Source organism: Serratia sp. CY81684, from assembly GCF_052166595.1.
Lineage (GTDB): Bacteria > Pseudomonadota > Gammaproteobacteria > Enterobacterales > Enterobacteriaceae > Serratia > Serratia nematodiphila.
Map to the genome: position 1 here is coordinate 160,817 of NZ_JBJNOO010000006.1, position 24,021 is coordinate 184,837.

The window sequence follows — 24,021 nt, forward strand, 5'->3', positions numbered from 1 at the left end:
GCGTAAGTGCCATAAGGTGCGTTAGAGGGCTTTTTTGCCCCTAAGCAACCGATAAGATGGAGTTATTTCGGATTGATGAGCTAAATAGTTTCAGCCGGCAACCAACGTGCAGGGAGCTGCAAGGTTTGTCGGCTAGACTGAGGTTTAGCGGTGCATTCTGGATGCCTTATAGTGATAGTGCTTTTTTGTGATAAAAATCACAAAAAATATGTAGCATGTAATTTGTTTCTCTTTTCATAGTGACTGTCGTCACGAAATTAAGCGGCGATTTTCAGTAGAGTGCTTTTTTGTTCCTCCCAATAAACATGATCCATGAGGAGTCTCGTATGTCTCAGTCTGACGTTTTTCATCTCGGCCTCACCAAGAACGATTTACAAGGGGCCCAGCTTGCCATCGTGCCGGGCGATCCGCAGCGCGTAGAGAAGATTGCCAAGCTGATGGAAAATCCGGTGCATCTGGCCTCCCATCGTGAATTCACCACCTGGCGCGCAGAGCTGGACGGCAAGGCGGTGATCGTCTGCTCCACCGGTATTGGCGGCCCGTCTACCTCTATTGCGGTGGAAGAGCTGGCGCAGCTGGGTATTCGCACTTTCCTGCGCATCGGCACCACCGGCGCCATTCAGGCCAATATCAACGTCGGTGACGTGCTGGTGACTACGGCGGCGGTACGCCTCGACGGCGCCAGCCTGCACTTTGCGCCGATGGAGTTCCCGGCGGTTGCGGACTTCGCCTGCACCACCGCGCTGGTGGAAGCGGCCAAAGCCAGCGGCGCGACCACCCACATTGGCGTAACCGCCTCTTCCGATACCTTCTACCCGGGCCAGGAACGTTACGACACCTACTCCGGCCGCGTGGTTAGCCGTTTTAAAGGCTCGATGGAAGAGTGGCAGGCGATGGGCGTGATGAACTATGAAATGGAGTCCGCCACGCTGCTGACCATGTGCGCCAGCCAGGGCCTGCGTGCCGGCATGGTGGCTGGGGTGATCGTTAACCGCACCCAGCAAGAGATCCCGAACGCCGAGACCATGAAAAACACCGAAAGCAAAGCGGTGCAGATCGTGGTGGACGCCGCTCGCCGCCTGCTGTAATCGCCTCCCCTGAACGGGCCGCCGCCGCGGCCCGTTTTTCCATTCGCGACTAATCTGTTACGGTGATACTCCTCAGCGCTGCGCCGATGGCCGCCGCGCGTTGTCATAACAAAAACAATGAGGACGTTTATGACCGCCCAGATCCTGCTTCATCCTTCGCTTGCGCCGCTCGACGGCGGCATTAATTTCCGTGACTTCGGCGGCAACGGCGTGGCCGACGGGCGCCGCATCAAGCGCGGCCTGCTGTTTCGTTCCGGTTCCCTCGAGCGGCTGACGGAAAACGACTGCGCCTTTCTCGCCGGCGTGCCGGTGCGTTCGGTGCTGGACTACCGCGATGCCGACGAAGTGCAGGCCAAACCGGATATTCTGTGGAATGGCGCCGACTATCATCACGTGCCGGCCAACCCGCTGAGCAGCGAAGTCAACGCCAACCTGGAGAAGCTCACCAACGAAACGCTGGCCGCTTTCGACGCCCGCGCGTTCATGCTGGAACTGTATCGCCGCCTGCCGTTCGGCAATGTGGCCTATCAGCGGTTGGCGCAGCTGCTGAGCAACCCCGGCGGCGGCGCGATCGTGCAGCACTGCGCAGTCGGCAAGGATCGCACCGGGGTCGGTTCGGCGCTGGTGCTGTTCGCGCTGGGGGCCGACGAAGCGACGGTGCTGGAAGACTATCTGCTGACTGAAACCACGCTGGCCACTTTCCGCGAGCAGATGCTGGATCAGCTCTCTATCAAGCTGAATGCGGCGGCGCTGGAGCAATTCGCCTACGTGCTCAGCGCGCGCGAGGAGTTCCTGATGACGGCGCTGGGCTGCATCCGTCAGCAATACGGCTCCACCGACCGCTGGCTGGAAGCGGAATACGGTCTGGGCGCGGCCCAGCGCGAAGCGCTGCAGGCGTTCTACCTCGAGTAAATCGCCGCGTGTTTAACCGGGGTTTAACTCGCCCCGGCTTATCCTAGGCGGCGAACCATCGCGTATCAGGAGCCCCGTATTGAGCCTCAATGACGTTATCAACTGGGTCAGCGACGTCGTGCGTCAGCACGAAGGCTGGGCCATTCCCATCATCTTCTTCCTGGCGTTCGGCGAGTCGATGGCGTTTTTGTCGCTGCTGCTGCCGGCCACGGTGATCCTGCTGGCGCTGGGCGCGCTGATCGGCGAAAGCGGCATCGCCTTTTGGCCGATTTGGGCCGCCGCCGCCGCCGGGGCGTTTTTCGGCGACTGGCTCTCTTACTGGATCGGCTATCACTATCAGGATCGCGTGGCCCATATGTGGCCGCTGTCGCGCAATCCGCAGCTGCTGGCGCGCGGCCACGCCTTCTTTGAACGCTGGGGCGTGCTGGGCATTTTCATCGGCCGCTTCTTCGGCCCGCTGCGCGCCGTGGTGCCGTTGGTGGGCGGTATTTGCGGCATGCCGCAGCGCTATTTCCAACTGGCCAACGTCACGTCGGCGATGATCTGGGCGTTCGGCATTCTGGCGCCGGGGGCGTTCGGCATCAAGTGGCTCAGCCAGTGGCTGGGTTGATTTCTCGCTAAATTGCGCAGCGCCGCGCAATATTGTGCGCGGCCGGCAAAATCAGGCTGGACATCCATACAGCCTCCCCTTAACGTGACGGGCAATGGGCGTGCAAAACGCCGCAACGGCAAGGTGCAACAGGAGGCAGGGTGGATACCAGTCTGATTTATGGGATTGGCGGCGTAGCGATCGGCATGCTGTTGGGGTGGCTGATCGCCAGTCTGCGGGTGCAGCAGACGCATGCGCAACATGAAACCGAGCTGCGGTTGCTGGAGCAAGCGTTGCAGCAGGCGCAGCAGGAAACGGCGGCGCGGCAGGAAACGCTGCAGCGCCACGAGCAGCAGTTGCGCCAGAGCGAGCTGGAGCTGCGCAATCTGCACAGCCAACTGGCGGCCGGACATGAGAAGCTGCAACAGCTCAACCATTGGCGCAACGAATGCGAACTGCTCAATCAGGAGCTGCGCGCCCAGCGCGAGGTTAACAGCGCGCAGGAAGCCGAACTGCGCGAAGTCACCATCCGTCTGGAAGAGACGCGTATGGCAGCGGAGGAGAAGCAGCGCCTGCTTATCAACAGCGAACAGCGGCTCACCACCCAGTTTGAAAATCTCGCCAACCGCATTTTTGAACACAGCGGCCGCAAGGTTGACGAGCAAAATAAGCAAAGTTTGGATCGTTTACTGTTGCCGCTGCGCGAACAGCTGGACGGTTTCCGCCGTCAGGTGCAGGACAGCTTTGGCCAGGAAGCGCGGGAGCGCCATACGCTGACGCACGAGATACGCAATCTGCAGCAGTTGAACGCGCAGATGGCGCGCGAGGCGATCAACCTCACCAAAGCGCTGAAAGGCGACAACAAAACGCAGGGCAACTGGGGCGAGGTGGTGCTGAGCCGAGTGCTGGAGGCTTCCGGCCTGCGCGAAGGGCATGAGTATGAAACGCAGGTCAACGTGCGGGTGGATCATCAGAGCCGCATGCAGCCCGATGTGATCGTGCGCCTGCCGCAGGGCAAGGATGTGGTGATTGACGCCAAGATGTCGCTGATCGCCTACGAGCGCTATTTCAACGGCGAGGATGAGGCGGAGCGCGAAGCGGCGCTGAGCGAACATATCGCCTCGCTGCGCGGCCACATCCGCATGCTGGGCCGCAAGGACTATCAGCAGCTGCCGGGGCTGCGTTCGCTGGATTATGTGCTGATGTTCATTCCGGTCGAGCCCGCCTTCCTGCTGGCTATCGATCGCGAGCCGGAGCTGATCAGCGAAGCACTTAAGCACAACATTATGCTGGTCAGCCCGACCACGTTGCTGGTGGCGCTGCGTACCATCACCAACCTGTGGCGCTATGAGCATCAGAGCCAGAACGCCCAGCGCATCGCCGATCGCGCGGCGAAACTGTATGACAAGATGCGGCTGTTCGTGGACGATATGTCCGCGTTGGGGCAGAGCCTGGACAAGGCGCAGGGCAGTTATCGTCAGGCGATGAACAAACTGAGCGAAGGCCGTGGTAATCTTATCGGCCAAATTGAAGGTTTCCGCGCGTTGGGGGTTGAGGTCAAACGGCCGATAAACCCGCTGCTGGCGCAGCAAGCCGGCGCGCAACACGATGAAGCGGAAGAGGCGAACGACGATGATGTCGCCGCGCTGCCGCAGACGAACGACGATGACGATACCGCAGGGGAATCGGGCTTCGTTTCGCACGGCTGAGGCCGTGGCGAGGTGGGGTATTCACCGGGCTTCTGGTACACTCATCCACACAAAATTGACTGAATAGCAGGCAGGACAATGGCAGATCAATCGCAGGAAACCACCGATTTCGGTTTTCGCACCGTCGCTAGAGACGAAAAACAGGCCATGGTGGCGGACGTTTTCCATTCGGTAGCGGCAAAGTATGACGTGATGAACGACCTGATGTCGTTCGGTATTCACCGTATCTGGAAGCGTTTCACCATTGACTGTAGCGGCGTGCGCCGCGGGCAGCGCGTGCTGGATCTGGCCGGCGGTACCGGCGACCTGGCCGCCAAGTTCTCCCGCATGGTGGGCGAGCAGGGGCAGGTGGTGCTGGCGGACATCAACGATTCGATGCTCAAGATGGGGCGCGAGAAGCTGCGCGATCGCGGCATCGTCGGCAACATCAATTACGTGCAGGCCAACGCCGAAGCGCTGCCGTTCCCGGACAATTACTTCGATTGCATCACCATCTCCTTTGGCCTGCGTAACGTCACCGACAAAGACAAAGCGCTGCGCTCGATGTTCCGCGTGCTGAAGCCGGGCGGCCGTCTGCTGGTGCTGGAATTCTCCAAGCCGCTGCTGGCGCCGCTGAGCAAAGCCTATGACGCCTACTCTTTCCACGTGCTGCCGAAGATCGGCGAGCTGGTGGTGAAAGATCCGGACAGCTACCGCTACCTGGCGGAATCGATCCGCATGCACCCCGATCAGGAAACCCTGAAGGGCATGATGGGCAACGCCGGTTTTGAAAACGTCACCTATTTCAACCTGACCGGTGGGATTGTCGCCCTGCATCGCGGCTTCAAGTTCTGAGAGGGAGATGCCGATGCTGTTTACCCCTCTGCTGACCGGTGCGCTGGAAACCTCGCTGAATAACCTGCTGTTTCGCGATCGCAGCATGAAAGCCGCCCGCCAACGCCTGGCGGGCAAGGTGCTGCGCATCGAACTGGAAGAGTTGGCTTCGCCGCTGGTGCTGGTGTTCAGCGAACTGCGCGTGGATGTGCTGGGGCAGTCTGAAGACAGCGCCGATTGCACCGTGCGTAGCCGCATTCCCTCCTTGCTGAAGCTGCGCGATCGCCAGCAGTTGCCGGTGCTGATGCGCAGCGGCGAATTGACGGTGGAAGGCGATATTCAGGTGGTGCAACAGCTGGTTGGCCTGCTCGATCTGGCGGAGTGGGATCCGGCGGAGTGGCTGGCGCCCTACATCGGCGATATCGCCGCCCAAGGCATTACACAGGCGTTGGGAAAAGGCGCCTCGCTGCTGAAAGCCGGCTTTATGCGCCGGCAGCAGGGGATGGCGGAGGCGTTGACAGAAGAGTGGCGCCTGGCGCCGGGGCCGCTGGAAGTGGTGTGGTTCAACGAAGAAGTTGACGCACTCGCCCGCAGCGCGGAAGCGCTGTCTGCCCGCATGGACAAGTTGGAGGGCAAGCGATGACCCCAGGCGAACTGCGCCGTTTGTATTTTATCGTCCGCGTTTTTCTCAGCTATGGGCTGGATGAGCTGATCCCTAAAATGCGGTTGACGCTGCCGCTGCGCTTTGGCCGCCGGCTGCTGTTCTGGATGCCGAATCGGCACAAGGACAAGCCGCTGGGTGAACGTCTGCGGCTGGCGCTGCAGGAACTGGGGCCGGTCTGGATCAAGTTCGGCCAAATGATGTCGACCCGCCGCGATCTGTTTCCGCCGCACATTGCCGATCAGCTGACGCTGCTGCAGGATCGGGTGGCGCCTTTCGATGGCGCGTTGGCGCGTAAGCATATCGAGCTGGCGATGGGCGGCCCGCTGGAGACCTGGTTCGATGACTTCGATCAGCAGCCGCTGGCCTCTGCCTCGATCGCGCAGGTGCATACCGCGCGGTTGAAAACCACCGGCCAGGAAGTGGTGCTGAAGGTGATCCGGCCGGATATCGGGCCGATTATCAAGGCCGACGTGCGTCTGATGTACCGGTTGGCAGGCTGGGTGCCGAAGCTGTTGCCGGACGGCCGCCGTCTGCGCCCGCGCGAAGTGGTACGCGAGTATGAGAAAACTCTACTGGACGAATTGAACCTGCTGCGCGAAGCGGCTAACGCCATTCAGCTGCGCCGTAATTTCGACGGCAGCCCAATGCTGTACGTACCGGAAGTTTATTCCGACTACTGCCGCGAAAGCGTATTGGTGATGGAGCGCATTTACGGCATTCCGGTCTCGGACATCGCCACGCTGGAACAGCAGGGCACCAACATGAAACTGTTGGCGGAACGCGGCGTCCAGGTGTTCTTTACCCAGGTCTTCCGCGACAGCTTCTTCCATGCGGACATGCATCCCGGTAATATTTTCGTCAGCTACGAACATCCGGAAGATCCTTGCTACATCGGCATCGACTGCGGCATCGTCGGTTCGCTGAACAAGGATGATAAACGCTACCTGGCGGAAAACTTCATCGCCTTCTTCAACCGCGATTACCGCAAGGTGGCGGAACTGCACGTCGACTCCGGGTGGGTGCCGCGCGACACCAACGTGGAAGACTTCGAATTCGCCATCCGCACCGTGTGCGAGCCGATTTTCGAGAAGCCGCTGGCGGAGATTTCCTTCGGCAACGTGCTGCTGAACCTGTTCAACACCGCGCGACGCTTCAATATGGAAGTGCAGCCGCAGCTGGTGTTATTGCAGAAGACCTTGCTGTATGTTGAAGGACTGGGGCGACAGCTCTATCCGCAGCTGGATCTGTGGACCACCGCCAAGCCGTTCCTCGAGAGCTGGCTGCGCGATCAGGTCGGCATTCCCGCCGTGGTGCGTGCGCTGAAAGAGAAAGCGCCGTTCTGGGCGGAGAAGCTGCCGGAACTGCCCGAGCTGTTTTACGACAGCCTGCAGCAGCATAAACTGTTGCAACAAAGCGTTGATAAGCTGACCAACCAGATGCAGGCTCAGCGGGTTCGTCAGGGGCAGTCACGTTATTTGTTCGGCGTTGGCGCTACACTGTTGGTAAGCGGCACGCTGTTGCTGCTGGGGCAAATCGAGGTGTTTCCCGCCTGGATGATGGCCGCCGGCATCGTATGCTGGGTGATTGGCTGGAAGCGAACCACCTGATTTAATTCGTTACTCTGGTAAAGTCGGCTCTATAATGCGGGCTGGCTTTAAAAGACCCTTTAAAATTAGAGGTAATTAAAATGGGCGGTATTAGTATTACGCAATTGTTGATCATCGCAGTGATCGTGGTGCTGTTGTTCGGTACCAAAAAACTGCGCACGCTGGGCTCCGATCTCGGCGCCTCGATCAAGGGCTTCAAGAAGGCGATCGGCGACGATACGCCGTCGACCCCCAACACGGCTGAGAAAAGCAGCCTGGATGACGCTGACTTCTCGGCCAAGCCTATTACCGATAAGCAGCCGGAAGTGAAACCGGAAGAGTCGAAGAACAAAGAGCAGGTATAAACCGTGTTTGACATTGGGTTTAGTGAGCTGCTGCTGGTGCTGGTGATCGGCCTGGTTGTTCTGGGGCCGGAACGCTTGCCGGTCGCGGTCAGAACGGTATCGGGCTGGATCCGCGCGCTGCGCTCGCTGGCGGCCTCGGTGCAGCACGAACTGTCTCAGGAGCTGAAGCTGCAGGAGCTGCAGGACAGCCTGAAAAAAGCGGAACAGGCCGGCCTGCAGAACCTGACGCCGGAACTGAAGGCGTCGATGGATGAGCTGAAAGACGCGGCGGAATCATTGAAACGCACCTACCAGGGCGAGAAAGAAGAGCTGGCGAACACCATTCATAACCCGCAGATCACCGATCCGGAAGCCTTGCACGACGGCGTGACGCCGGCGGAAGCGGCAACCCGCGCCAGTGCGCCCGCCGCCGCGCCAAAACCGGCAGCGGAACCTGAAGCCGTCGCGCCCGTGTCACCGGCACCGCCGGTGGCGGCGCAACCGGCTAAAGCGCCGGCGGAAACCGCGCCGGCACCTGTCGAACCTGTTGCGGATAAAACCCCAGCGTCTCACCAACCTAGTGGCGATCGTTAATACATGGCTGTTGAAGATACCCAACCCCTTATCAGTCATCTGATAGAGCTGCGCAAGCGGCTGTTGAACTCGATTATTTGCGTGCTGGCGGTGTTCGTGGTACTGGTGTTTTTCGCCAACGACATCTACCAGTTGGTCTCTGCGCCGCTGCTCAAGCAGCTGCCGGCCGGGGCGAGCATGATCGCTACTGACGTGGCGTCACCGTTCTTTACGCCGATCAAATTGACCATGATCGTCTCGGTGTTCGTCTCCGCGCCGATGATTTTGTATCAGGTGTGGGCATTCATCGCGCCGGCGCTGTACAAGCATGAACGCCGCCTGATGATGCCGCTGCTGGTGTCCAGCAGCCTGCTGTTCTACCTCGGCATGGCTTTCGCCTACTTCATCGTGTTCCCGCTGGCCTTCGGCTTCTTTGCCAAGACCGCGCCGATGGGGGTGACCATTGCCACCGACATCAAAAACTACCTCGATTTCGTCATGGCGCTGTTTATGGCGTTCGGCGTCGCTTTCGAAGTGCCGGTCGCCATCATTCTGCTGTGCTGGAGTGGCGTCACCTCGCCGGAAGATCTGAAGAAGAAACGGCCGTATGTGTTGGTTGGCGCGTTTGTGGTCGGCATGCTGTTGACGCCGCCGGACGTGTTCTCGCAAACCCTGTTGGCAATACCGATGTATCTGCTGTTTGAAGTGGGGGTGTTCTTCGCCCGCTTCTATACCGGCAAACGTCGTCCGCAGGCGGAAGAAGAAGACGAGGGTGACGAACCGCCAGCTCCCTGATCCATCTTGATTGCGAAGCCGCCCATTGGGCGGCTTTTGCTTTGGAAAAAATCATGTTTGATATCGGCGTTAATCTCACCAGCAGCCAATTCGCCAAAGACCGCCAGGCGGTGGTGGAGCGCGCCTGCACCGCAGGGGTGACCGGGATGTTGATTACCGGCACCGATCTGCCGGAGAGCCGCGAAGCCGCCGAACTGGCGCAACAACATCCGGGCTATTGTTGGTCTACCGCCGGTGTGCATCCGCATTACGCCAGCGGTTGGGATGAACACTCTGCCGAGCAGATTTATGCGTTAGCCGCACGCCCTGAAGTGGCGGCGATCGGCGAATGCGGCCTGGATTTCAATCGCAACTTCTCGACGCCCGTACAGCAGGAAGCGGCGTTCACCGCGCAGCTGGCGCTGGCGGCGGAGTTGGCGCTGCCGGTGTTTCTTCATTGCCGCGACGCACACGCACGTTTTGCCGAGCTACTGACGCCGTGGTTGGATAAACTGCCCGCGGCCGTGGTGCACTGCTTCACCGGCACCGCCGAAGAATTAACAAGCTGCCTGTCGCTGGGTCTGTCGATCGGGATTACCGGTTGGGTCTGCGACGAGCGGCGCGGCCTGGAATTGCGCGCCCTGTTGCCGCAGATCCCGGCCGAGCGTCTGCTGCTGGAAACGGACGCCCCTTATCTGTTGCCCCGGGATTTACAGCCTAAACCCGCATCTCGCCGCAACGAACCCTGTTTCCTGCCCCATATCGTGCATCAGGTCGCCGTCTGGCGACAGGAAGAGCCGCAATGGCTGGGGCAAAAAACCGATGAGAACGCCCGCCGGCTATTCCGGCTGGTTTGAGCTAGGAGAAAACTATGAGCTATGCATTTCCGGGCACCTTCCCTGGTCGCCGTATGCGCCGCGTGCGCCGTCACGACTTCAGCCGCCGCTTGGTGGCCGAGAATCAACTGACGGTCAACGACCTGATTTATCCGGTGTTTGTCATGGAAGGCAGCAACCGCCAGGAAGAAGTGGCCTCGATGCCGGGCGTATCGCGCATGACGATCGATCTGCTGGTGAAGGAAGCGGAAACCATCGCCAAACTTGGCGTGCCGGTGATTTCCCTGTTCCCGGTGATCGAACCGAGCCTGAAATCGCTGCATGCGGAAGAAGCCTATAACCCGGAAGGGTTGGTACAGCGCACGGTGCGCGCGCTGAAAGACGCGGTGCCTGAGCTGGGCATTCTGACCGACGTGGCGCTCGACCCCTACACCACGCATGGGCAGGACGGGGTGATCGATGAGCAGGGTTATGTGATTAACGACGTGACCAAAGACATTCTGGTGCGTCAGGCGCTGTCCCATGCCGAAGCGGGCGCGGAAATCGTGGCGCCGAGCGACATGATGGACGGCCGCATCGGGGCGATCCGCGATCGTCTGGAATTGCAGGGCCTGGTGAATACCCAAATCATGGCCTACTCCGCCAAGTATGCTTCCTGCTACTACGGCCCGTTCCGCGATGCGTTGGGCTCCAGCGGCAACCTGAAGGGCGGCAACAAGAAGACCTATCAGATGGATCCGGCCAACAGCGACGAAGCGCTGCAGGAGATTGCGCAGGATCTGCAGGAAGGTGCGGACATGGTGATGGTGAAACCGGGCATGCCGTACCTCGACGTCGTGCGCCGCGTGAAGGATACTTTCGGTGTGCCAACCTTCGCTTATCAGGTGTCCGGCGAGTACGCCATGCATATGGCGGCGATTCAGAACGGCTGGCTGCAGGAGCAACCTGCGGTGATGGAATCGTTGATGTGCTTCAAACGCGCCGGCGCCGACGGCGTGCTGACCTACTTCGCCAAGCGTGTCGCGCAGTGGCTGCACGACGATGCGATGCGTCGCTAAGCGCAAAATGAGCCAACAAAAAGGCGCCTGAGGGCGCCTTTTGCATTACATCTTTTGGAACTGTCGGTTGTCGATGCTTTGACTGACCTGCTTGTTGATCAGGTTCAGCAACAACATGGAACGCGCCTCGCCGTCCGGTTCGGTGTAGATCGCCTGCAGCCCTTCGAACACGCCGTCGACGATCAGAACGGTATCCCCTGGCTGTGGGGTTTCCGGATCGACATAGGTTTCGCTGGCGTGCGTGCGCAGCTCATCGATCACCTTGCTCGGGATGACGCTCGGCAACGCGCCGAAACGCACGAAGTGGCTGACGCCACGGGTGGCGCTGATGGTGGTGGTGTGAATGCGCTCCGGATCGAACTCCACAAACAGATAGTTGGGAAACAGGGGTTCGCTGACCGCGATACGCTTACCACGCACGATCTTTTCCAGCGTGATGATCGGGCTGAGGCAGTTTACCTGCTGCCGCTCCAGATGTTCCTGCGCCCGCAACAGCTGACCGCGTTTGCAATAAAGTAGATACCAGGATTCCATAATTTCACATGCCTTTCTGCCAGCCGGTAAGCATATCAAAAGCTATTCCGGATACATAGTGATGCAAGTTTCAGTGTGTAACATCACCTATCTCTATGAATCTGCGGCTATTAGCGAGGGGTCACACACTTATCGATACGGTGCTGGTATAACAGAGGGCTAAAAATTTGTTACCGTCACAGTATGGCAGGCGCTGCGCCGCCGGCTGTGACGCTATTCATCGTTTTGACCGAGAGGGAAAGAAATGGAGCTGTTTCTATTGAGCAACGGCAAGCTGTCTGGCGAAGCCGAGCTGCTGGGGTACGCCAAAAGCCAACTGCTGGCGATGATTGCGCGTCGCGGCATCAAATCCGCCGTCTTTATCCCTTACGCCCTGATCCGTTACGACTACGACCAGCGTGCGCAGGAGCTGGCGCAAACGCTGGGCATTGAAGTCACCAGCATCCATCACGCGGCTTCGCCGGCGGTGGCGATCGCGCAGGCGGAGTGCATTTTGGTCAGCGGCGGCAATACCTGGTTGCTGAACCAAATGCTGCACGAACAAGGCCTGATCGTGCCCATCCAGCGCGCGGTGCGCGAGCGTGAAGTGCCTTACGTCGGCTGGAGCGCCGGTTGCAACGTGGCCACGCCGAGCATTCGCACCACCAATGACATGCCGGTGCGCTGCAGCGTGGTGCTGCCGGCGCTGGGGCTGTTCCCGGTGCAGATCAACCCGCACTACATCGACGCGCATATCAGCGGCCACATGGGCGAAACCCGTGATGAGCGCCTGGCGGAGTTCTGCGCGATCAACCCAAGCGAGTCGGTGGTGGCGCTGCGTGAAGGCAGCCTGCTGCACGTTGAAGGCAATGCGCTGCGTTACTTCAGCGCTAACGGGCAGGGCTTCAAGGTGTTCCGCCACGGTGAGGAGACGCGTGAATATCAGGATACGCGCGCGCTGGCTGCGCTGGTGCCGTTCAACTGCGGCTGAGGGCCACCCGGCGGCGGGCGGCGTTAACAAAATTGCAGCAACAACCGTGAAGAGGGCTTATAATGCCCTCCCCACTGGCCGTTATAATGATCAGCATGAAATACCGTGACTTACGCGATTTCCTCTCGTTGCTGGAGAAGAGAGGGGAACTAAAACGCATCAGCCAGCCGATCGATCCTTACCTGGAAATGACGGAGATTGCCGATCGCACCCTGCGAGCGGGCGGTCCGGCACTGCTGTTTGAAAACCCGAAAGGGTATGACATGCCGGTGCTCTGTAACCTGTTCGGCACCGCCAATCGCGTGGCGATGGGCATGGGGCAGGAAGACATCAGCGCGCTGCGCGAAGTCGGCAAACTGCTGGCGTTCCTCAAAGAACCGGAGCCGCCGAAAGGCTTCCGCGATCTGTTCGACAAAATGCCAAAGTTCAAGCAGGTGCTGAACATGCCGACCAAGGTGCTGGGATCCGCGCCTTGTCAGGAGCAGGTATGGCAGGGTGACGATGTCGATCTCAGCCGTATTCCGGTGATGCACTGCTGGCCGGAAGACGCTGCGCCGCTGATCACCTGGGGGCTGACGGTGACCCGCGGTCCGCATAAGGAACGGCAAAACCTCGGCATCTATCGCCAGCAGGTGCTGGGCAAGAACAAAGTGATCATGCGCTGGCTGTCGCATCGCGGTGGCGCGCTGGATTATCAGGAGTGGTGCCAGGCGCACCCGGGCGAGCGTTTCCCGGTCGCGGTGGCGCTGGGCGCCGATCCCGCTACCATCCTCGGTGCGGTCACGCCGGTGCCGGATACCCTGTCTGAATATGCCTTTGCCGGGCTGCTGCGCGGCAACAAAACCGAAGTGGTCAAGTGCCTTTCCAACGATCTGGAAGTGCCTGCCAGCGCCGAAATCGTGCTTGAAGGCTATATCGAGCCGGGTGAAATGGCGCCGGAAGGCCCCTACGGCGACCACACCGGTTACTACAATGAAATCGACCAGTTCCCGGTGTTCACCGTTACTCACATCACCCAGCGCCGCAACGCGATCTACCACTCGACCTACACCGGCCGGCCGCCGGATGAGCCGGCGATCCTGGGCGTGGCGCTGAATGAAGTGTTCGTGCCGATCCTGCAAAAGCAGTTCCCGGAAATCGTCGATTTCTATCTGCCGCCGGAAGGGTGCTCGTACCGCCTGGCGGTAGTGACCATGAAAAAACAGTACGCCGGCCACGCGAAACGCGTGATGATGGGCGTCTGGTCGTTCCTGCGGCAGTTTATGTACACCAAATTTGTTATCGTCTGTGACGATGACGTCAATGCGCGCGACTGGAACGACGTGATTTGGGCGATCACCACACGAATGGATCCGGCAAGGGATACTGTTCTGGTGGAGAATACGCCGATCGACTATCTGGACTTCGCCTCGCCGGTTTCCGGCCTGGGTTCGAAGATGGGGCTGGACGCCACCAATAAATGGCCGGGTGAAACCGATCGCGAATGGGGCCGTCCGATTCAGATGGATGAAAAGGTACGTGCGCGCGTCGACGAAATCTGGGATGAGCTCGCAATCTTCAGTGACAGGGAACCGACGTTATAGCGTCAGGCCCTGTTCTCAGCTTTGCATTGATGACCCGACAGAGGGAACGCATGACAATATTGAGCTGTAAAGTGACCTCGGTAGAGGCCATTACCGATACGGTTTATCGGGTACGTCTGGTGCCCGAACAGCCGTTTTCTTTCAAGGCAGGGCAATATCTGATGGTGGTGATGGATGAGCGCGACAAGCGCCCGTTCTCACTGGCATCAACCCCGACGCAGCAAGATTACATCGAGCTGCATATCGGCGCTTCGGAGCTGAATCTGTACGCCATGGCGGTGATGGATCGCATCCTGAAAGAGCAGGCGATCACCGTTGACGTGCCGCATGGCGACGCCTGGCTGCGGGAAGAGGGCAGCCGTCCGCTGGTGCTGATCGCCGGCGGCACCGGTTTCTCTTACGCGCGTTCAATCCTGTTGACCGCGCTGGAGCAGCAGCCGGATCGCGACATTTCAATCTACTGGGGCGGGCGTGAGCTGAAGCACCTGTACGATTTGAGCGAGCTGGAAGCGCTGTCGTTGCAGCATCCGAATCTGAAGGTGATCCCGGTGGTCGAGCAGCCGGAGGCTGAATGGCGTGGCCGCAGCGGCACCGTGCTTAGCGCGGTGCTGCAGGATTTCGGCACGCTGGCGGAGCATGACATTTACATCGCCGGGCGTTTCGAGATGGCGAAAATCGCCCGCGAGCGTTTCTGTGCCGAGCGCGGCGCGCTGGAAGCGCATATGTTTGGCGACGCGTTTTCGTTTATCTGACACAGGCGATGCGCAGTGAACGGGGTGGCCGAGGGTCGCCCCGTTTTTATTTGGGCGTCGGCAAATTTCAGGCATAAAAAACCCGCCCCTGACAGGCGGGAAGAACGGCAACTAAACTTGGCGGGATGCCGCGATTTGAAGTGGTGACGCGGTCATCCCAAGATAGACACAGCTAAACGCGTTCAAACACGGTGGCGATACCCTGGCCCAGGCCGATGCACATGGTCGCCAGGCCGAACTGCGCGTCGCGACGTTCCATGTTGTTCAACAGGGTGGTCGAGATGCGGGAGCCGGAACACCCCAGCGGGTGGCCGAGCGCGATGGCGCCGCCGTTCAGGTTAATCTTGTCGTCGATGCTGTCCATCAGCCCCAGATCCTTGATGCACGGCAGCGACTGGGCGGCGAACGCTTCGTTCAGCTCGAACAGATCGATGTCCTGCACGCTCAGACCAGCGCGTTTCAGCGCCAGCTTGCTGGCCGGCACCGGGCCGTAGCCCATGATGGACGGATCGCAGCCGACGACCGCCATCGAGCGGATGCGGGCGCGGGCCTTCAAACCGAGCGCTTTGGCGCGCGATTCGCTCATCAGCAGCATGGCGGAAGCACCGTCCGACAGGGCGGAGGAGCTGCCGGCGGTGACGGTGCCGTTGACCGGATCGAACGCCGGGCGCAGGGCCGACAGGCTTTCGACGGTGGTCTCCGGGCGAATGACTTCATCGAAATCGTAACGGGTCAGCACGCCGTCGGCGTCGTGGCCGTTGGTCGGTATGATCTCGTTTTTAAAGTAACCGGCCAGCGTTGCTGCATGCGCGCGCTGGTGGGAGCGGGCGGCAAATTCATCCTGCATCTGGCGACTGATGTTGTGCATCTTGGCCAGCATTTCGGCGGTCAGCCCCATCATCCCGGCGGCCTTGGCCACGCTGCGACTCAGGCCCGGATGGAAATCCACGCCGTGATTCATCGGCACATGGCCCATGTGTTCCACGCCGCCGATCAGGCTGATGTGCGCGTCGCCCACCATGATGGCGCGTGCCGCGTCGTGCAGCGCCTGCATCGAAGAGCCGCACAGGCGGTTGACGGTCACCGCCGGCACGCGGTGCGGGATCTCGGCCAGCAACGCGGCGTTGCGGGCGATGTTGAAGCCTTGCTCCAGCGTCTGCTGCACGCAGCCCCAGTAAATGTCATCAATCTCGGCGGCGTCCAGCGCCGGATTGCGGCTCAGCACTTCACGCATCAGGTGAGCGGAGAGATCTTCGGCGCGTACCTGGCGGAAGGCGCCGCCCTTGGAGCGGCCCATCGGCGTGCGTACGGCATCAACAATAACTACGTTTTCCATCTTTATGACCTCATGCCGGTTGGCGGGTAGCGACGTCGGACAGCGGTGTCGCCACCGGGTAGTAGCTTTCATTGCGTTCGGCCTTGGCGCGCAGACCGGCCGGCACCTGGTACAGGGCGCCGAGGTGTGCGTAACGCTGGGCCAGCTCAACGTAGTTGGCGGTGCCGAGCGTATCCAGGTAGCGGAACGCGCCGCCGTGGAACGGAGGGAAACCGATGCCGTAGACCAACGCCATATCGGCTTCGGCCGGGCTGGCGACGATCTTTTCTTCCAGGCAACGCACCACTTCGTTGATCATCGGGATCATCATGCGCGCGATGATTTCTTCGTCGCTGATGGTCTGGCGCGGTTGGCTCACTTCGGCCAGCAGCGCATCGGTCTGCTCATCGTTGTCCTTGCGCGGTTTGCCTTTGCTGTCCTGGCTGTAGCGGTAGAAGCCCAGTTGATTTTTCTGACCGAAGCGCTGGTTGTCGAACATCACGTCAATGGCATCGCGATAGTCTTTGCTCATGCGATCCGGGAAACCGGCGGCCATCACCGCCTGCGCGTGGTGCGCGGTGTCGATGCCCACGACGTCGAGCAGGTAGGCCGGGCCCATCGGCCAGCCGAACTGTTTTTCCATCACTTTATCGATTTGACGGAAGTCGGCGCCGTCGCGCAGCAGCAGGCTGAAGCCGGCGAAGTACGGGAACAGCACGCGGTTGACGAAGAAGCCCGGGCAATCGTTCACCACGATCGGCGTTTTGCCCATGCGGCTGGCGTAGGCCACCACTTTGGCGATGGTGTCATCGCTGGTCTGTTCGCCGCGGATGATTTCAACCAGCGGCATACGGTGCACCGGGTTAAAGAAGTGCATGCCGCAGAAGTTTTGCGGGCGCTTCAGCGATTTTGCCAGGTGATTAATCGGAATGGTCGAGGTGTTCGACGCCAGAACGGTGTCTTCACCGATCAGGCCTTCCACTTCCGACAGCACGGCGGCTTTCACCTTCGGATTCTCGACGACCGCCTCAACGATCACCTGCGCGCGCTCGATGCCGGCATAGTCCAGCGTCGGCTGAATGGTCGACAGCACCTGCGCCATTTTCAGGCCATCCAGCTTGCCGCGCTCCAGCTGCTTGTTGAGCAGCTTGGCCGCTTCGCTCATGCCCAGCGTCAGCGACTTGTCGCTGATGTCCTTCATGATCACCGGTACGCCTTTCAGCGCCGATTGGTAGGCGATACCGCCGCCCATGATGCCGGCGCCCAGCACCGCCGCCTGTTTTGGCGCATCCACATTCTTGGCCAGCTTTTTCGCCTGGCCCTTCACGAACTGATCGTTAAGGAAGATGCCGACCAGCGCGCGCGCTTCGTTGGAGCGGGCCAACGGCACGAAGCTGGCGGTTTCCAGTTTCAGCGCTTCATCGCGGCCCAGCTTGGCGGCGGCTTCAATGGTCTTCACCGCGGTCATCGGCGCCGGGTAATGTTTACCGGCGGTCTGCAGTACCATGCCTTTGGCGGTGGTGAAGCTCATCGCCGCTTCAATCGGGCTGAGTTTCAGCGGCTCCAGCTTAGGTTGACGCGCGGCGCGCCAGTCCAGCTTGCCGTCGATCGCCTGTTGCAGCATGTTGAGCGCCGCTTCGGCCAGTTTTTCCGGTGCCACTACCGCATCGACCAGGCCGACTTTCAACGCGTCTTTGGCGCTGACGTCTTTGCCGGCGGCGATGATTCCCAGCGCGCTGTCGTTACCCAGCAGGCGTGGCAGACGGACGGAACCGCCGAAGCCCGGCATGATGCCCAATTTGGTTTCCGGCAGGCCGATACGCGCGTCCGGCGAGGCGACGCGGAAATCGGTCGCCAGAATGCATTCGCAACCGCCGCCGAGCGCATAGCCGTTAATGGCCGAAATGGTCGGTACCGGCAAATCTTCCAGCCGGTTAAAGACGTTGTTGGCGAATACCAGCCACTCGTGCAGCTTTTCAGCCGGTGCGGCAAACAGAGAAAGGAATTCGGTGATATCGGCGCCGACGATAAATGCGGCTTTGGTGGAGCGCAGCAGCAGCCCCTTGAGCTCAGGCTGGTTTTCCAGCACGGTGAGCGCCTCGCCCAGGCTGGCGACGGTGCGGGTGTCCAGCTTGTTGACCGAGCCTGATGCGTTGAACACCAGCTCGGCAATGCCGTTATCGAGCCAGTGCAGTTGTAATGTTTCGCCTTGGTAGAGCATGTCTATCTCCTGAATCAGCGTATGATCTGGTATGACCAGATGAAGAGGAGTGTGGTTTTTATGTTAAAAATATGCAAATGAGAGATTGCATATTTGCTGGTCTGATCACATCTCACCAAGTTAGTGTTTTGATTTAAAACGGAGTTATATTTTATGTGCTATCGGCATTTGCTGGTGGTTGTCGGCCCTCATACACTTGCCTGCAGCGATTGATCATTCAGACGAGGTAAGGCATGACTAAGGCGGTTTGTGTCAAACGCAGCGGCTTATGGAGCATTCCCGCCAGAACCATGACGCTGGCGTGTCTGTTGGTGTTTATGGCGCAGATGGCGACGACCGTGTATCTGCCTTCGCTGCCGACGGTGATGCGCGAGCTGGCGATGAGCCGGCGCGCCACCGAGCTGTCCATTTCGATCTTCGTCATCGGCGCTGCCTTGCCGGTGCTGTTCTGGGGCGCGGCTGCCGATCGCTTTGGCCGCCGAGCGCCGCTGACGCTTTCCCTGCTGCTTTTCATTGGCTGCAGCGGACTGTTGGCGCTGTGCAGCAACGGTACCCAATTACTGGCGCTGCGTGCGCTGCAAGGTGTGGGTGCCGGTGGTGCGGCGATCATTGCGCGTATCATCGTGCGGGATAACTGGAGCGGTGATGAGCTGGCGCGCCGTCTGTCGGTGCTCTCCATCGCTTTTATCACCGCGCTGGGCGGGGGGCAGTTTATCGGCGGCCTGCTCAGCCAATATTCGCACTGGCAGATGGGCTTCGTCCTGATGGGCGCCACCGGTTTGGCCATTCTGGCGCTGATGGCGACGCTGCCGCTTGAGGCGGGGCGCGCACGTGGGCCACGCCCGGCGATGGCGGCCACCTATTTCGCCATTCTGCGGCGGCCGGGGTTCTTCTGGCCGGCCTGCGTCGGCGGGCTGGGCTTCGCCACCACGGTGACATTGCAGGAGGTGAGCCCGTTCGTCATGCAGCAGGGTTTTGGTCTCAACGTTACGGCGTTCGGTGCGCTGGGGCTGGTGATCGGCGTCGCCTACTTCAGCGGGGCGCTGGCGGTTAACCGCACGGTGGCGCGTGTCGGCGGGAAAAAACTGATGCAAACCGGCAGCGGTATCGTGGCTCTGGCGACGGCGGCGATCCTGCTGTTGTGGTGGAGCGGCATTCTGGCCGGCCTTTCCGGTATGGCGGTGTTCATCGCGCTGTATTGCCTGACCATTTTTGGCCAGGCGGTGTTGTTTCCCAACAGCATGGCGATGGCGGTCAGCGACGCCAAAGAGCACGGCGCCTATGCGATGGCGCTGTGCGGCTTTCTGCAGCAGTGTCTGGCGGGCGTTGCCGCGGCCGGCGCGGTGTTGTTGGAGCACCATGGCCTGTGGGCGCTGGCGATAGCGTTGCTCGGCCTGGCCGGCTGGCTAATGGTTAAACTGCGGATGTAACGGCATTTGCAGGGAATTGCGAGCTGCTCCGCATGCCCAACGCGATAAGGTTGGTGCGCCGGAGCGCTGTGTTAAGATGACTTCTTTCGTGCTAAGGCATAAGGGTACTGTGATGGAAACGCTGGCTTCTTTGTATAACGACCACCTGGCAGAGCTGCAAAAACGCGCGCGCGAAGTGCTGGAGCGCAACAAGTTGGATGCGCTGCTGATTCACTCCGGTGAGCTGCAAAAGGTATTTTTGGACGACCATAGCTATCCGTTCAAAGTGAACGCGCATTTCAAAGCCTGGGTGCCGGTGACGTCGGTGCCGAACTGCTGGTTGTGGATCGACGGTGTCAATAAGCCGAAGCTGTGGTTCTACTCCCCGGTCGACTACTGGCACAGCGTAGAGCCGCTGCCGGACAGTTTCTGGACCAAATCCCTTGAATTGATGCCGTTGGCCAACGCCGACGCCATCGCCCAGCAGCTTCCGCCGCAGCGCGAGCGCGTGGGCTATATCGGTTATGCGCAACAGCGCGCACGCGATCTCGGCATTTCTTCTGAAAACATCAACCCGAAAGCGGTGTTGAACTACCTGGATTTCCACCGTTCTATCAAAACCGGCTACGAGCTGGCCTGCATGCGCGAAGCGCAGAAGACGGCGGTAACCGGCCATCGTGCGGCGCATGAGGCGTTCCTCTCCGGCATGAGCGAGTTCGACATCAACCTGGCCTACCTGACGGCGACAGGCCACCGCGATACCGACGTGCCTTACGACAACATCGTAGCGCTGAACGAACACGCTTCGGTACTGCACTACACCAAGCTGGATCATCAGCCGCCAGCCGAACCCCTGAGTTTCCTTATAGACGCCGGCGCGGAATATAACGGCTATGCCGCCGATCTGACCCGCACCTACGCGGCGCAAAGCGGCAGCGAGTTCGCCCACCTGGTGAAAGATCTCAATGGCGAACAGCTGGCGCTGATCGACACCATCAAGCCCGGCGTGCGCTATACCGACTACCATGTGCAAATGCATCAGCGCATCGCCAAGCTGCTCAAGAATCACAAGTTGGTGAACGGCCTCAGCGAAGAGGCGATGGTTGAAACGGGTATTACCACGCCGTTCCTGCCGCACGGGCTGGGCCATCCGCTGGGCCTTCAGGTGCACGACGCCGCCGGCTTTATGCAGGACGAGCAAGGCACCCATCTGCCGGCGCCGTCCAAGTATCCATTCCTGCGTTGCACCCGCGTGTTGCAGCCGGGCATGGTGTTGACCATCGAGCCAGGTCTGTACTTCATCGAGTCTCTGTTGGCACCGTGGCGCAGCGGTGAATTCAAGCAGCACTTCGCCTGGGATCGCATCGATGCGCTGAAGCCGTATGGCGGCATCCGTATCGAAGACAACATCGTGATCCACGAAAAGCGCATCGAGAACATGACGCGCGATCTGAACCTGGCCTGATGCGGCCTTACCCGATACCGGCGGAAGCCACCTGCTTTACCGAAGAAATAAAGAAGAGCCGTTTTATCACCCTGCTGGCGCCGACCAGCGGGGTAGAAGCGGCAAAGGCGTTTATTCAGCAGGTGCGGGATGAGCATCCGGCGGCGCGACACCATTGTTGGGCTTTCGTCGCCGGCAGCCCCGATGACTCGCAGCAACTGGGGTTCTCAGACGACGGAGAACCGTCGGGCACCGCCGGCAAACCGATCCTCGCGCAGCTGATGGGGAGCGGCATCGGTGAAGTGACCGCCGTGGTCGTTCGTTACTATGGCGGCGTCAAGCTGGGCACCGGCGGGCTGGTGAAAGCCTATGGCAACGGTGTTCAACAGGCGTTGAAGCAGTTGGCGTTGGCACAAAAGGTGCCGGAAGCCGAATATATCTTGCAGTGCGACTATGCGCAGTTGGCGTTGGTGGAGAACTTGCTGCAGCAAACCGCAGGTCGGATCCTGCAGGGCGAATACGGCGCCGCCGTCGTGCTGCATCTGGCGTTGCCGGCCACCGAGGTCGAACTGTTTGGGAATAAATTGCGTGATCTCAGTCGCGGTAATTTGCAATTAACCCCCATTTCGCAATAATTCCTCCCAATTGAATTGCTAAGGATCGTGCTGAAATGCATTTTCGCGCCATAACCCGTATCGTTGGTCTGCTGGTCATCCTGTTCTCCGGGACGATGTTTATTCCCGGCCTGGTGGCATTGATTTACCGCGATGGGGCGGGGCGCGCGTTCAGCCAAACCTTCTTCGTGGCGCTGACCATCGGGCTGATGCTGTGGTGGCCGAACCGCAAACAGAAACACGAGCTGAAGCCCCGTGAAGGCTTCCTGATTGTCGTGTTGTTCTGGACCGTGCTGGGCAGCGTGGGGGCATTGCCGTTCCTGTTTTCGGAACGGCCCAACTTGTCGCTGACCGACGCCTTCTTCGAATCCTTCTCGGGATTGACGACTACCGGCGCAACGACGCTGGTGGGGCTGGACTCGTTGCCGAAGGCCATCCTGTTCTATCGCCAAATGCTGCAATGGATGGGCGGCATGGGGATCATCGTGTTGGCGGTGGCGATACTGCCGATACTTGGCGTCGGCGGCATGCAGCTGTATCGGGCGGAAATGCCCGGGCCGCTGAAAGATAACAAGATGCGTCCACGCATCGCCGAAACCGCCAAAACCCTGTGGCTAATCTATGTGTTGCTGACCGTCGCCTGTGCGCTGGCGCTCTGGGGGGCCGGGATGTCGGTGTTCGACGCCATCGGCCACAGTTTCTCGACCATCGCCATCGGCGGTTTTTCTACCCACGACGCCAGTATCGGTTATTACGCCAGTCCGACTATCAACACCATCATCGCCGTGTTCCTGCTGATTTCCGGCTGTAACTACGGCCTGCACTTCGCTTTGCTAAGCGGCCGCAGTCTGAAGGTGTACGGGCGCGATCCTGAATTCCGCATGTTCATCTTCGTTCAGTTGACGCTGGTGGTGGTATGCACGTTGGTGCTCTGGGGACATGGCGTCTATAAGAGCGGTATGGAAACGCTCAATCAGGCGTTCTTCCAGGTGGTATCGATGGCGACCACGGCCGGTTTTACGACCGACAGCATCGCCAAGTGGCCGCTGTTCCTGCCGATGTTGTTGTTGTGCTCGGCGTTCATCGGCGGTTGTGCCGGCTCGACCGGCGGCGGCCTGAAGGTGATCCGTATTCTGCTTCTGTACCTGCAGGGCTCGCGAGAGTTGAAAAGGCTGGTGCACCCCAACGCGGTCTATACCATCAAATTGGGCAATCGCGCACTGCCGGAACGTATTCTGGAAGCGGTGTGGGGATTCTTCTCCGCCTATGCGCTGGTGTTTATCGTCAGCATGCTGGCGATCATTGCCACCGGCGTTGACGATTTTTCCGCGTTCGCCGCAGTGACGGCAACACTCAATAACCTTGGCCCCGGCCTGGGCGTGGTGGCGGATAACTTCACCACGATGCCGGCGGCGGCCAAATGGATCCTGGTGGTGACGATGCTGTTCGGGCGCCTGGAAGTGTTTACATTGCTGGTGCTGTTCACGCCAACTTTTTGGCGTGAGTGAGCCTGATATAAGGAGTACGCCATGAAGGCATTGATACTTTATTCGAGCCGTGACGGGCAAACACGTGCTATCGCTTCTTATATAGCAAGCAAGTTGCAGGACACGCTGCGTTGTGAGGTGATTGATCTGCTGCAGGCGGAACAGGTCGACCTTAGTCAGTACCAGCAGGTGATGATCGGTGCTTCTATCCGTTACGGGCACTTTAATCCGGTACTGGATAAATTCGTTAAGCGCCATGCCGAACAGCTGAATAGGATGCCGAGCGCCTTCTTCGCCGTGAACCTGACCGCGCGTAAACCGGAAAAGCGCTCGCCGCAAACCAACGCTTATACCCGCAAGTTCCTGCTGGCCTCGCCGTGGCAGCCAAAACAGTGCGCGGTGTTTGCCGGCGCATTGCGGTATCCGCGCTATCGTTGGTTCGACCGCATCATGATTCAATTTATTATGCGTATGACGGGCGGTGAAACGGATACCAGTAAGGAAGTGGAGTACACAGATTGGCAGCAGGTCGATCGTTTCGCCCAGGAATTTAGCCAGATCCAGTACGAAAAGTGACAAAAACGCGGGTTTGGCCAGCGTTTTGCCGAAAAAATCCGCGCTTGAAAAGTTTTTTGCAATTAGGGGTTGCGGCCTGCCGAGAACTCCCTATAATGCGCCTCCACTGACCGGGAACAACGACTGACAAGCCGCCGGGTCAGCGAGAAGAAAGCGAAATAAACGCTTGA

At 59.8% G+C, this 24,021-nt stretch carries 23 protein-coding genes; 20 read left to right on the forward strand and 3 right to left on the reverse strand.

Translation table 11 applies throughout. The features are described 5' to 3' along the window. The first annotated feature begins 326 nt into the window (after positions 1–326). The 12 genes from udp to hemB all read left to right on the forward strand — a co-directional run bounded on the left by udp (position 327) and on the right by hemB (position 10,946). Positions 327–1,088 (forward strand): uridine phosphorylase, encoded by a 762-nt coding sequence (gene udp / locus ACJ8QF_RS21580; RefSeq protein ID WP_004934432.1) that lies wholly within the window; start codon positions 327–329, stop codon positions 1,086–1,088. A 129-nt stretch (positions 1,089–1,217) separates the two neighbouring features. After that, positions 1,218–2,000 carry a tyrosine-protein phosphatase gene (locus ACJ8QF_RS21585; protein WP_015376302.1) on the forward strand — a complete coding sequence of 261 codons (783 nt, stop codon included), beginning with the start codon at positions 1,218–1,220 and terminating at the stop codon, positions 1,998–2,000. Positions 2,001–2,079: 79 nt separating this feature from the next. Next, the gene (locus tag ACJ8QF_RS21590; RefSeq protein ID WP_265261779.1) at positions 2,080–2,610 is read left to right on the forward strand and encodes a DedA family protein; all 531 of its coding nucleotides are present in this window, start codon (positions 2,080–2,082) and stop codon (positions 2,608–2,610) included. 140 nt (positions 2,611–2,750) lie between these two features. Beyond that, on the forward strand, positions 2,751–4,298 hold the full coding sequence (gene rmuC / locus ACJ8QF_RS21595) for a DNA recombination protein RmuC (protein ID WP_004934441.1): 1,548 nt from the start codon (positions 2,751–2,753) through the stop codon (positions 4,296–4,298). Positions 4,299–4,376: 78 nt separating this feature from the next. Further along, on the forward strand, positions 4,377–5,132 hold the full coding sequence (gene ubiE / locus ACJ8QF_RS21600) for a bifunctional demethylmenaquinone methyltransferase/2-methoxy-6-polyprenyl-1,4-benzoquinol methylase UbiE (RefSeq protein ID WP_004934443.1): 756 nt from the start codon (positions 4,377–4,379) through the stop codon (positions 5,130–5,132). A 13-nt stretch (positions 5,133–5,145) separates the two neighbouring features. Beyond that, a complete protein-coding gene (ubiJ, locus tag ACJ8QF_RS21605) occupies positions 5,146–5,754 on the forward strand; it encodes a ubiquinone biosynthesis protein UbiJ (RefSeq protein WP_004934446.1) in 609 nt (202 codons plus the stop codon). Then, entirely contained in the window at positions 5,751–7,382 is a 1,632-nt protein-coding gene (ubiB, locus tag ACJ8QF_RS21610) for a ubiquinone biosynthesis regulatory protein kinase UbiB (RefSeq protein ID WP_004934451.1), read from the forward strand. Before ubiJ ends, ubiB begins: the two co-directional genes overlap by 4 nt. An 80-nt stretch (positions 7,383–7,462) precedes the next feature. Beyond that, on the forward strand, positions 7,463–7,726 hold the full coding sequence (gene tatA, locus ACJ8QF_RS21615) for a Sec-independent protein translocase subunit TatA (RefSeq protein WP_004934452.1): 264 nt from the start codon (positions 7,463–7,465) through the stop codon (positions 7,724–7,726). Between the two features lie 3 nt (positions 7,727–7,729). Continuing rightward, a complete protein-coding gene (tatB, locus tag ACJ8QF_RS21620) occupies positions 7,730–8,299 on the forward strand; it encodes a Sec-independent protein translocase protein TatB (protein ID WP_004934455.1) in 570 nt (189 codons plus the stop codon). Between the two features lie 3 nt (positions 8,300–8,302). Next, a complete protein-coding gene (tatC, locus tag ACJ8QF_RS21625; RefSeq protein WP_004934456.1) occupies positions 8,303–9,073 on the forward strand; it encodes a Sec-independent protein translocase subunit TatC in 771 nt (256 codons plus the stop codon). Positions 9,074–9,126: 53 nt separating this feature from the next. Next, on the forward strand, positions 9,127–9,909 hold the full coding sequence (gene tatD / locus ACJ8QF_RS21630; protein WP_265261778.1) for a 3'-5' ssDNA/RNA exonuclease TatD: 783 nt from the start codon (positions 9,127–9,129) through the stop codon (positions 9,907–9,909). 14 nt (positions 9,910–9,923) lie between these two features. Then, a complete protein-coding gene (hemB, locus tag ACJ8QF_RS21635; protein WP_004934463.1) occupies positions 9,924–10,946 on the forward strand; it encodes a porphobilinogen synthase in 1,023 nt (340 codons plus the stop codon). 45 nt (positions 10,947–10,991) lie between these two features. On the opposite strand, the gene rfaH is transcribed toward hemB, so the two are convergent. After that, on the reverse strand, positions 10,992–11,480 hold the full coding sequence (gene rfaH, locus ACJ8QF_RS21640; RefSeq protein WP_004934466.1) for a transcription/translation regulatory transformer protein RfaH: 489 nt from the start codon (positions 11,478–11,480) through the stop codon (positions 10,992–10,994). 244 nt (positions 11,481–11,724) lie between these two features. Here rfaH and pepE point away from each other — a divergent pair, with 244 nt between their 5' ends. The 3 genes from pepE (at position 11,725) to fre (ending at position 14,785) form a co-directional block, all read left to right on the forward strand. Continuing rightward, entirely contained in the window at positions 11,725–12,450 is a 726-nt protein-coding gene (pepE, locus tag ACJ8QF_RS21645) for a dipeptidase PepE (RefSeq protein ID WP_265261777.1), read from the forward strand. Positions 12,451–12,512: 62 nt separating this feature from the next. Beyond that, the gene (ubiD, locus tag ACJ8QF_RS21650; protein WP_015376309.1) at positions 12,513–14,033 is read left to right on the forward strand and encodes a 4-hydroxy-3-polyprenylbenzoate decarboxylase; all 1,521 of its coding nucleotides are present in this window, start codon (positions 12,513–12,515) and stop codon (positions 14,031–14,033) included. Between the two features lie 50 nt (positions 14,034–14,083). Next, positions 14,084–14,785, forward strand: coding sequence for an NAD(P)H-flavin reductase (gene fre / locus ACJ8QF_RS21655; RefSeq protein WP_004934474.1), 702 nt, complete (start codon positions 14,084–14,086; stop codon positions 14,783–14,785). A gap of 172 nt (positions 14,786–14,957) precedes the next feature. Here fre and fadA read toward each other — a convergent pair whose 3' ends face one another. Both fadA and fadB read right to left on the reverse strand, forming a co-directional pair. Beyond that, complete coding sequence (gene fadA / locus ACJ8QF_RS21660; RefSeq protein ID WP_004934476.1) at positions 14,958–16,121, reverse strand: acetyl-CoA C-acyltransferase FadA; 1,164 nt, start codon at positions 16,119–16,121, stop codon at positions 14,958–14,960. Between the two features lie 10 nt (positions 16,122–16,131). After that, positions 16,132–18,321, reverse strand: a complete 2,190-nt coding sequence (fadB, locus tag ACJ8QF_RS21665) for a fatty acid oxidation complex subunit alpha FadB (protein WP_442537851.1) — start codon at positions 18,319–18,321, stop codon at positions 16,132–16,134. Positions 18,322–18,554: 233 nt separating this feature from the next. Here fadB and ACJ8QF_RS21670 point away from each other — a divergent pair, with 233 nt between their 5' ends. From ACJ8QF_RS21670 to hemG, 5 genes are all read left to right on the forward strand, one after another. After that, entirely contained in the window at positions 18,555–19,751 is a 1,197-nt protein-coding gene (locus tag ACJ8QF_RS21670) for an MFS transporter (protein ID WP_265261775.1), read from the forward strand. A 112-nt stretch (positions 19,752–19,863) separates the two neighbouring features. Then, on the forward strand, positions 19,864–21,195 hold the full coding sequence (gene pepQ, locus ACJ8QF_RS21675) for a Xaa-Pro dipeptidase (protein WP_004934485.1): 1,332 nt from the start codon (positions 19,864–19,866) through the stop codon (positions 21,193–21,195). Then, positions 21,195–21,809, forward strand: coding sequence for an IMPACT family protein (locus ACJ8QF_RS21680; protein ID WP_004934489.1), 615 nt, complete (start codon positions 21,195–21,197; stop codon positions 21,807–21,809). The genes pepQ and ACJ8QF_RS21680 overlap by 1 nt, the downstream gene beginning before the upstream one ends. A 35-nt stretch (positions 21,810–21,844) precedes the next feature. Further along, the gene (gene trkH, locus ACJ8QF_RS21685) at positions 21,845–23,296 is read left to right on the forward strand and encodes a Trk system potassium transporter TrkH (protein WP_004934492.1); all 1,452 of its coding nucleotides are present in this window, start codon (positions 21,845–21,847) and stop codon (positions 23,294–23,296) included. Positions 23,297–23,317: 21 nt separating this feature from the next. Further along, positions 23,318–23,851 carry a menaquinone-dependent protoporphyrinogen IX dehydrogenase gene (hemG, locus tag ACJ8QF_RS21690; RefSeq protein ID WP_004934493.1) on the forward strand — a complete coding sequence of 178 codons (534 nt, stop codon included), beginning with the start codon at positions 23,318–23,320 and terminating at the stop codon, positions 23,849–23,851. The last annotated feature ends 170 nt before the right edge of the window (positions 23,852–24,021 follow it).

Coding starts and splice junctions, on each gene's coding strand:
- rfaH (WP_004934466.1), bottom strand. CDS start 11,480: ATGGAATCCTGGTATCTACTTTATTGCAAACGCGGTCAGCTGTTGCGG.
- trkH (WP_004934492.1), top strand. CDS start 21,845: ATGCATTTTCGCGCCATAACCCGTATCGTTGGTCTGCTGGTCATCCTG.
- ubiB (WP_004934451.1), top strand. CDS start 5,751: ATGACCCCAGGCGAACTGCGCCGTTTGTATTTTATCGTCCGCGTTTTT.
- hemB (WP_004934463.1), top strand. CDS start 9,924: ATGAGCTATGCATTTCCGGGCACCTTCCCTGGTCGCCGTATGCGCCGC.
- ACJ8QF_RS21680 (WP_004934489.1), top strand. CDS start 21,195: ATGCGGCCTTACCCGATACCGGCGGAAGCCACCTGCTTTACCGAAGAA.
- fadB (WP_442537851.1), bottom strand. CDS start 18,321: ATGCTCTACCAAGGCGAAACATTACAACTGCACTGGCTCGATAACGGC.
- ubiJ (WP_004934446.1), top strand. CDS start 5,146: ATGCTGTTTACCCCTCTGCTGACCGGTGCGCTGGAAACCTCGCTGAAT.
- udp (WP_004934432.1), top strand. CDS start 327: ATGTCTCAGTCTGACGTTTTTCATCTCGGCCTCACCAAGAACGATTTA.
- tatA (WP_004934452.1), top strand. CDS start 7,463: ATGGGCGGTATTAGTATTACGCAATTGTTGATCATCGCAGTGATCGTG.
- ACJ8QF_RS21670 (WP_265261775.1), top strand. CDS start 18,555: ATGACTAAGGCGGTTTGTGTCAAACGCAGCGGCTTATGGAGCATTCCC.
- tatC (WP_004934456.1), top strand. CDS start 8,303: ATGGCTGTTGAAGATACCCAACCCCTTATCAGTCATCTGATAGAGCTG.
- ubiD (WP_015376309.1), top strand. CDS start 12,513: ATGCCCTCCCCACTGGCCGTTATAATGATCAGCATGAAATACCGTGAC.
- fadA (WP_004934476.1), bottom strand. CDS start 16,121: ATGGAAAACGTAGTTATTGTTGATGCCGTACGCACGCCGATGGGCCGC.
- tatD (WP_265261778.1), top strand. CDS start 9,127: ATGTTTGATATCGGCGTTAATCTCACCAGCAGCCAATTCGCCAAAGAC.
- ACJ8QF_RS21585 (WP_015376302.1), top strand. CDS start 1,218: ATGACCGCCCAGATCCTGCTTCATCCTTCGCTTGCGCCGCTCGACGGC.
- pepE (WP_265261777.1), top strand. CDS start 11,725: ATGGAGCTGTTTCTATTGAGCAACGGCAAGCTGTCTGGCGAAGCCGAG.
- ubiE (WP_004934443.1), top strand. CDS start 4,377: ATGGCAGATCAATCGCAGGAAACCACCGATTTCGGTTTTCGCACCGTC.
- pepQ (WP_004934485.1), top strand. CDS start 19,864: ATGGAAACGCTGGCTTCTTTGTATAACGACCACCTGGCAGAGCTGCAA.
- fre (WP_004934474.1), top strand. CDS start 14,084: ATGACAATATTGAGCTGTAAAGTGACCTCGGTAGAGGCCATTACCGAT.
- hemG (WP_004934493.1), top strand. CDS start 23,318: ATGAAGGCATTGATACTTTATTCGAGCCGTGACGGGCAAACACGTGCT.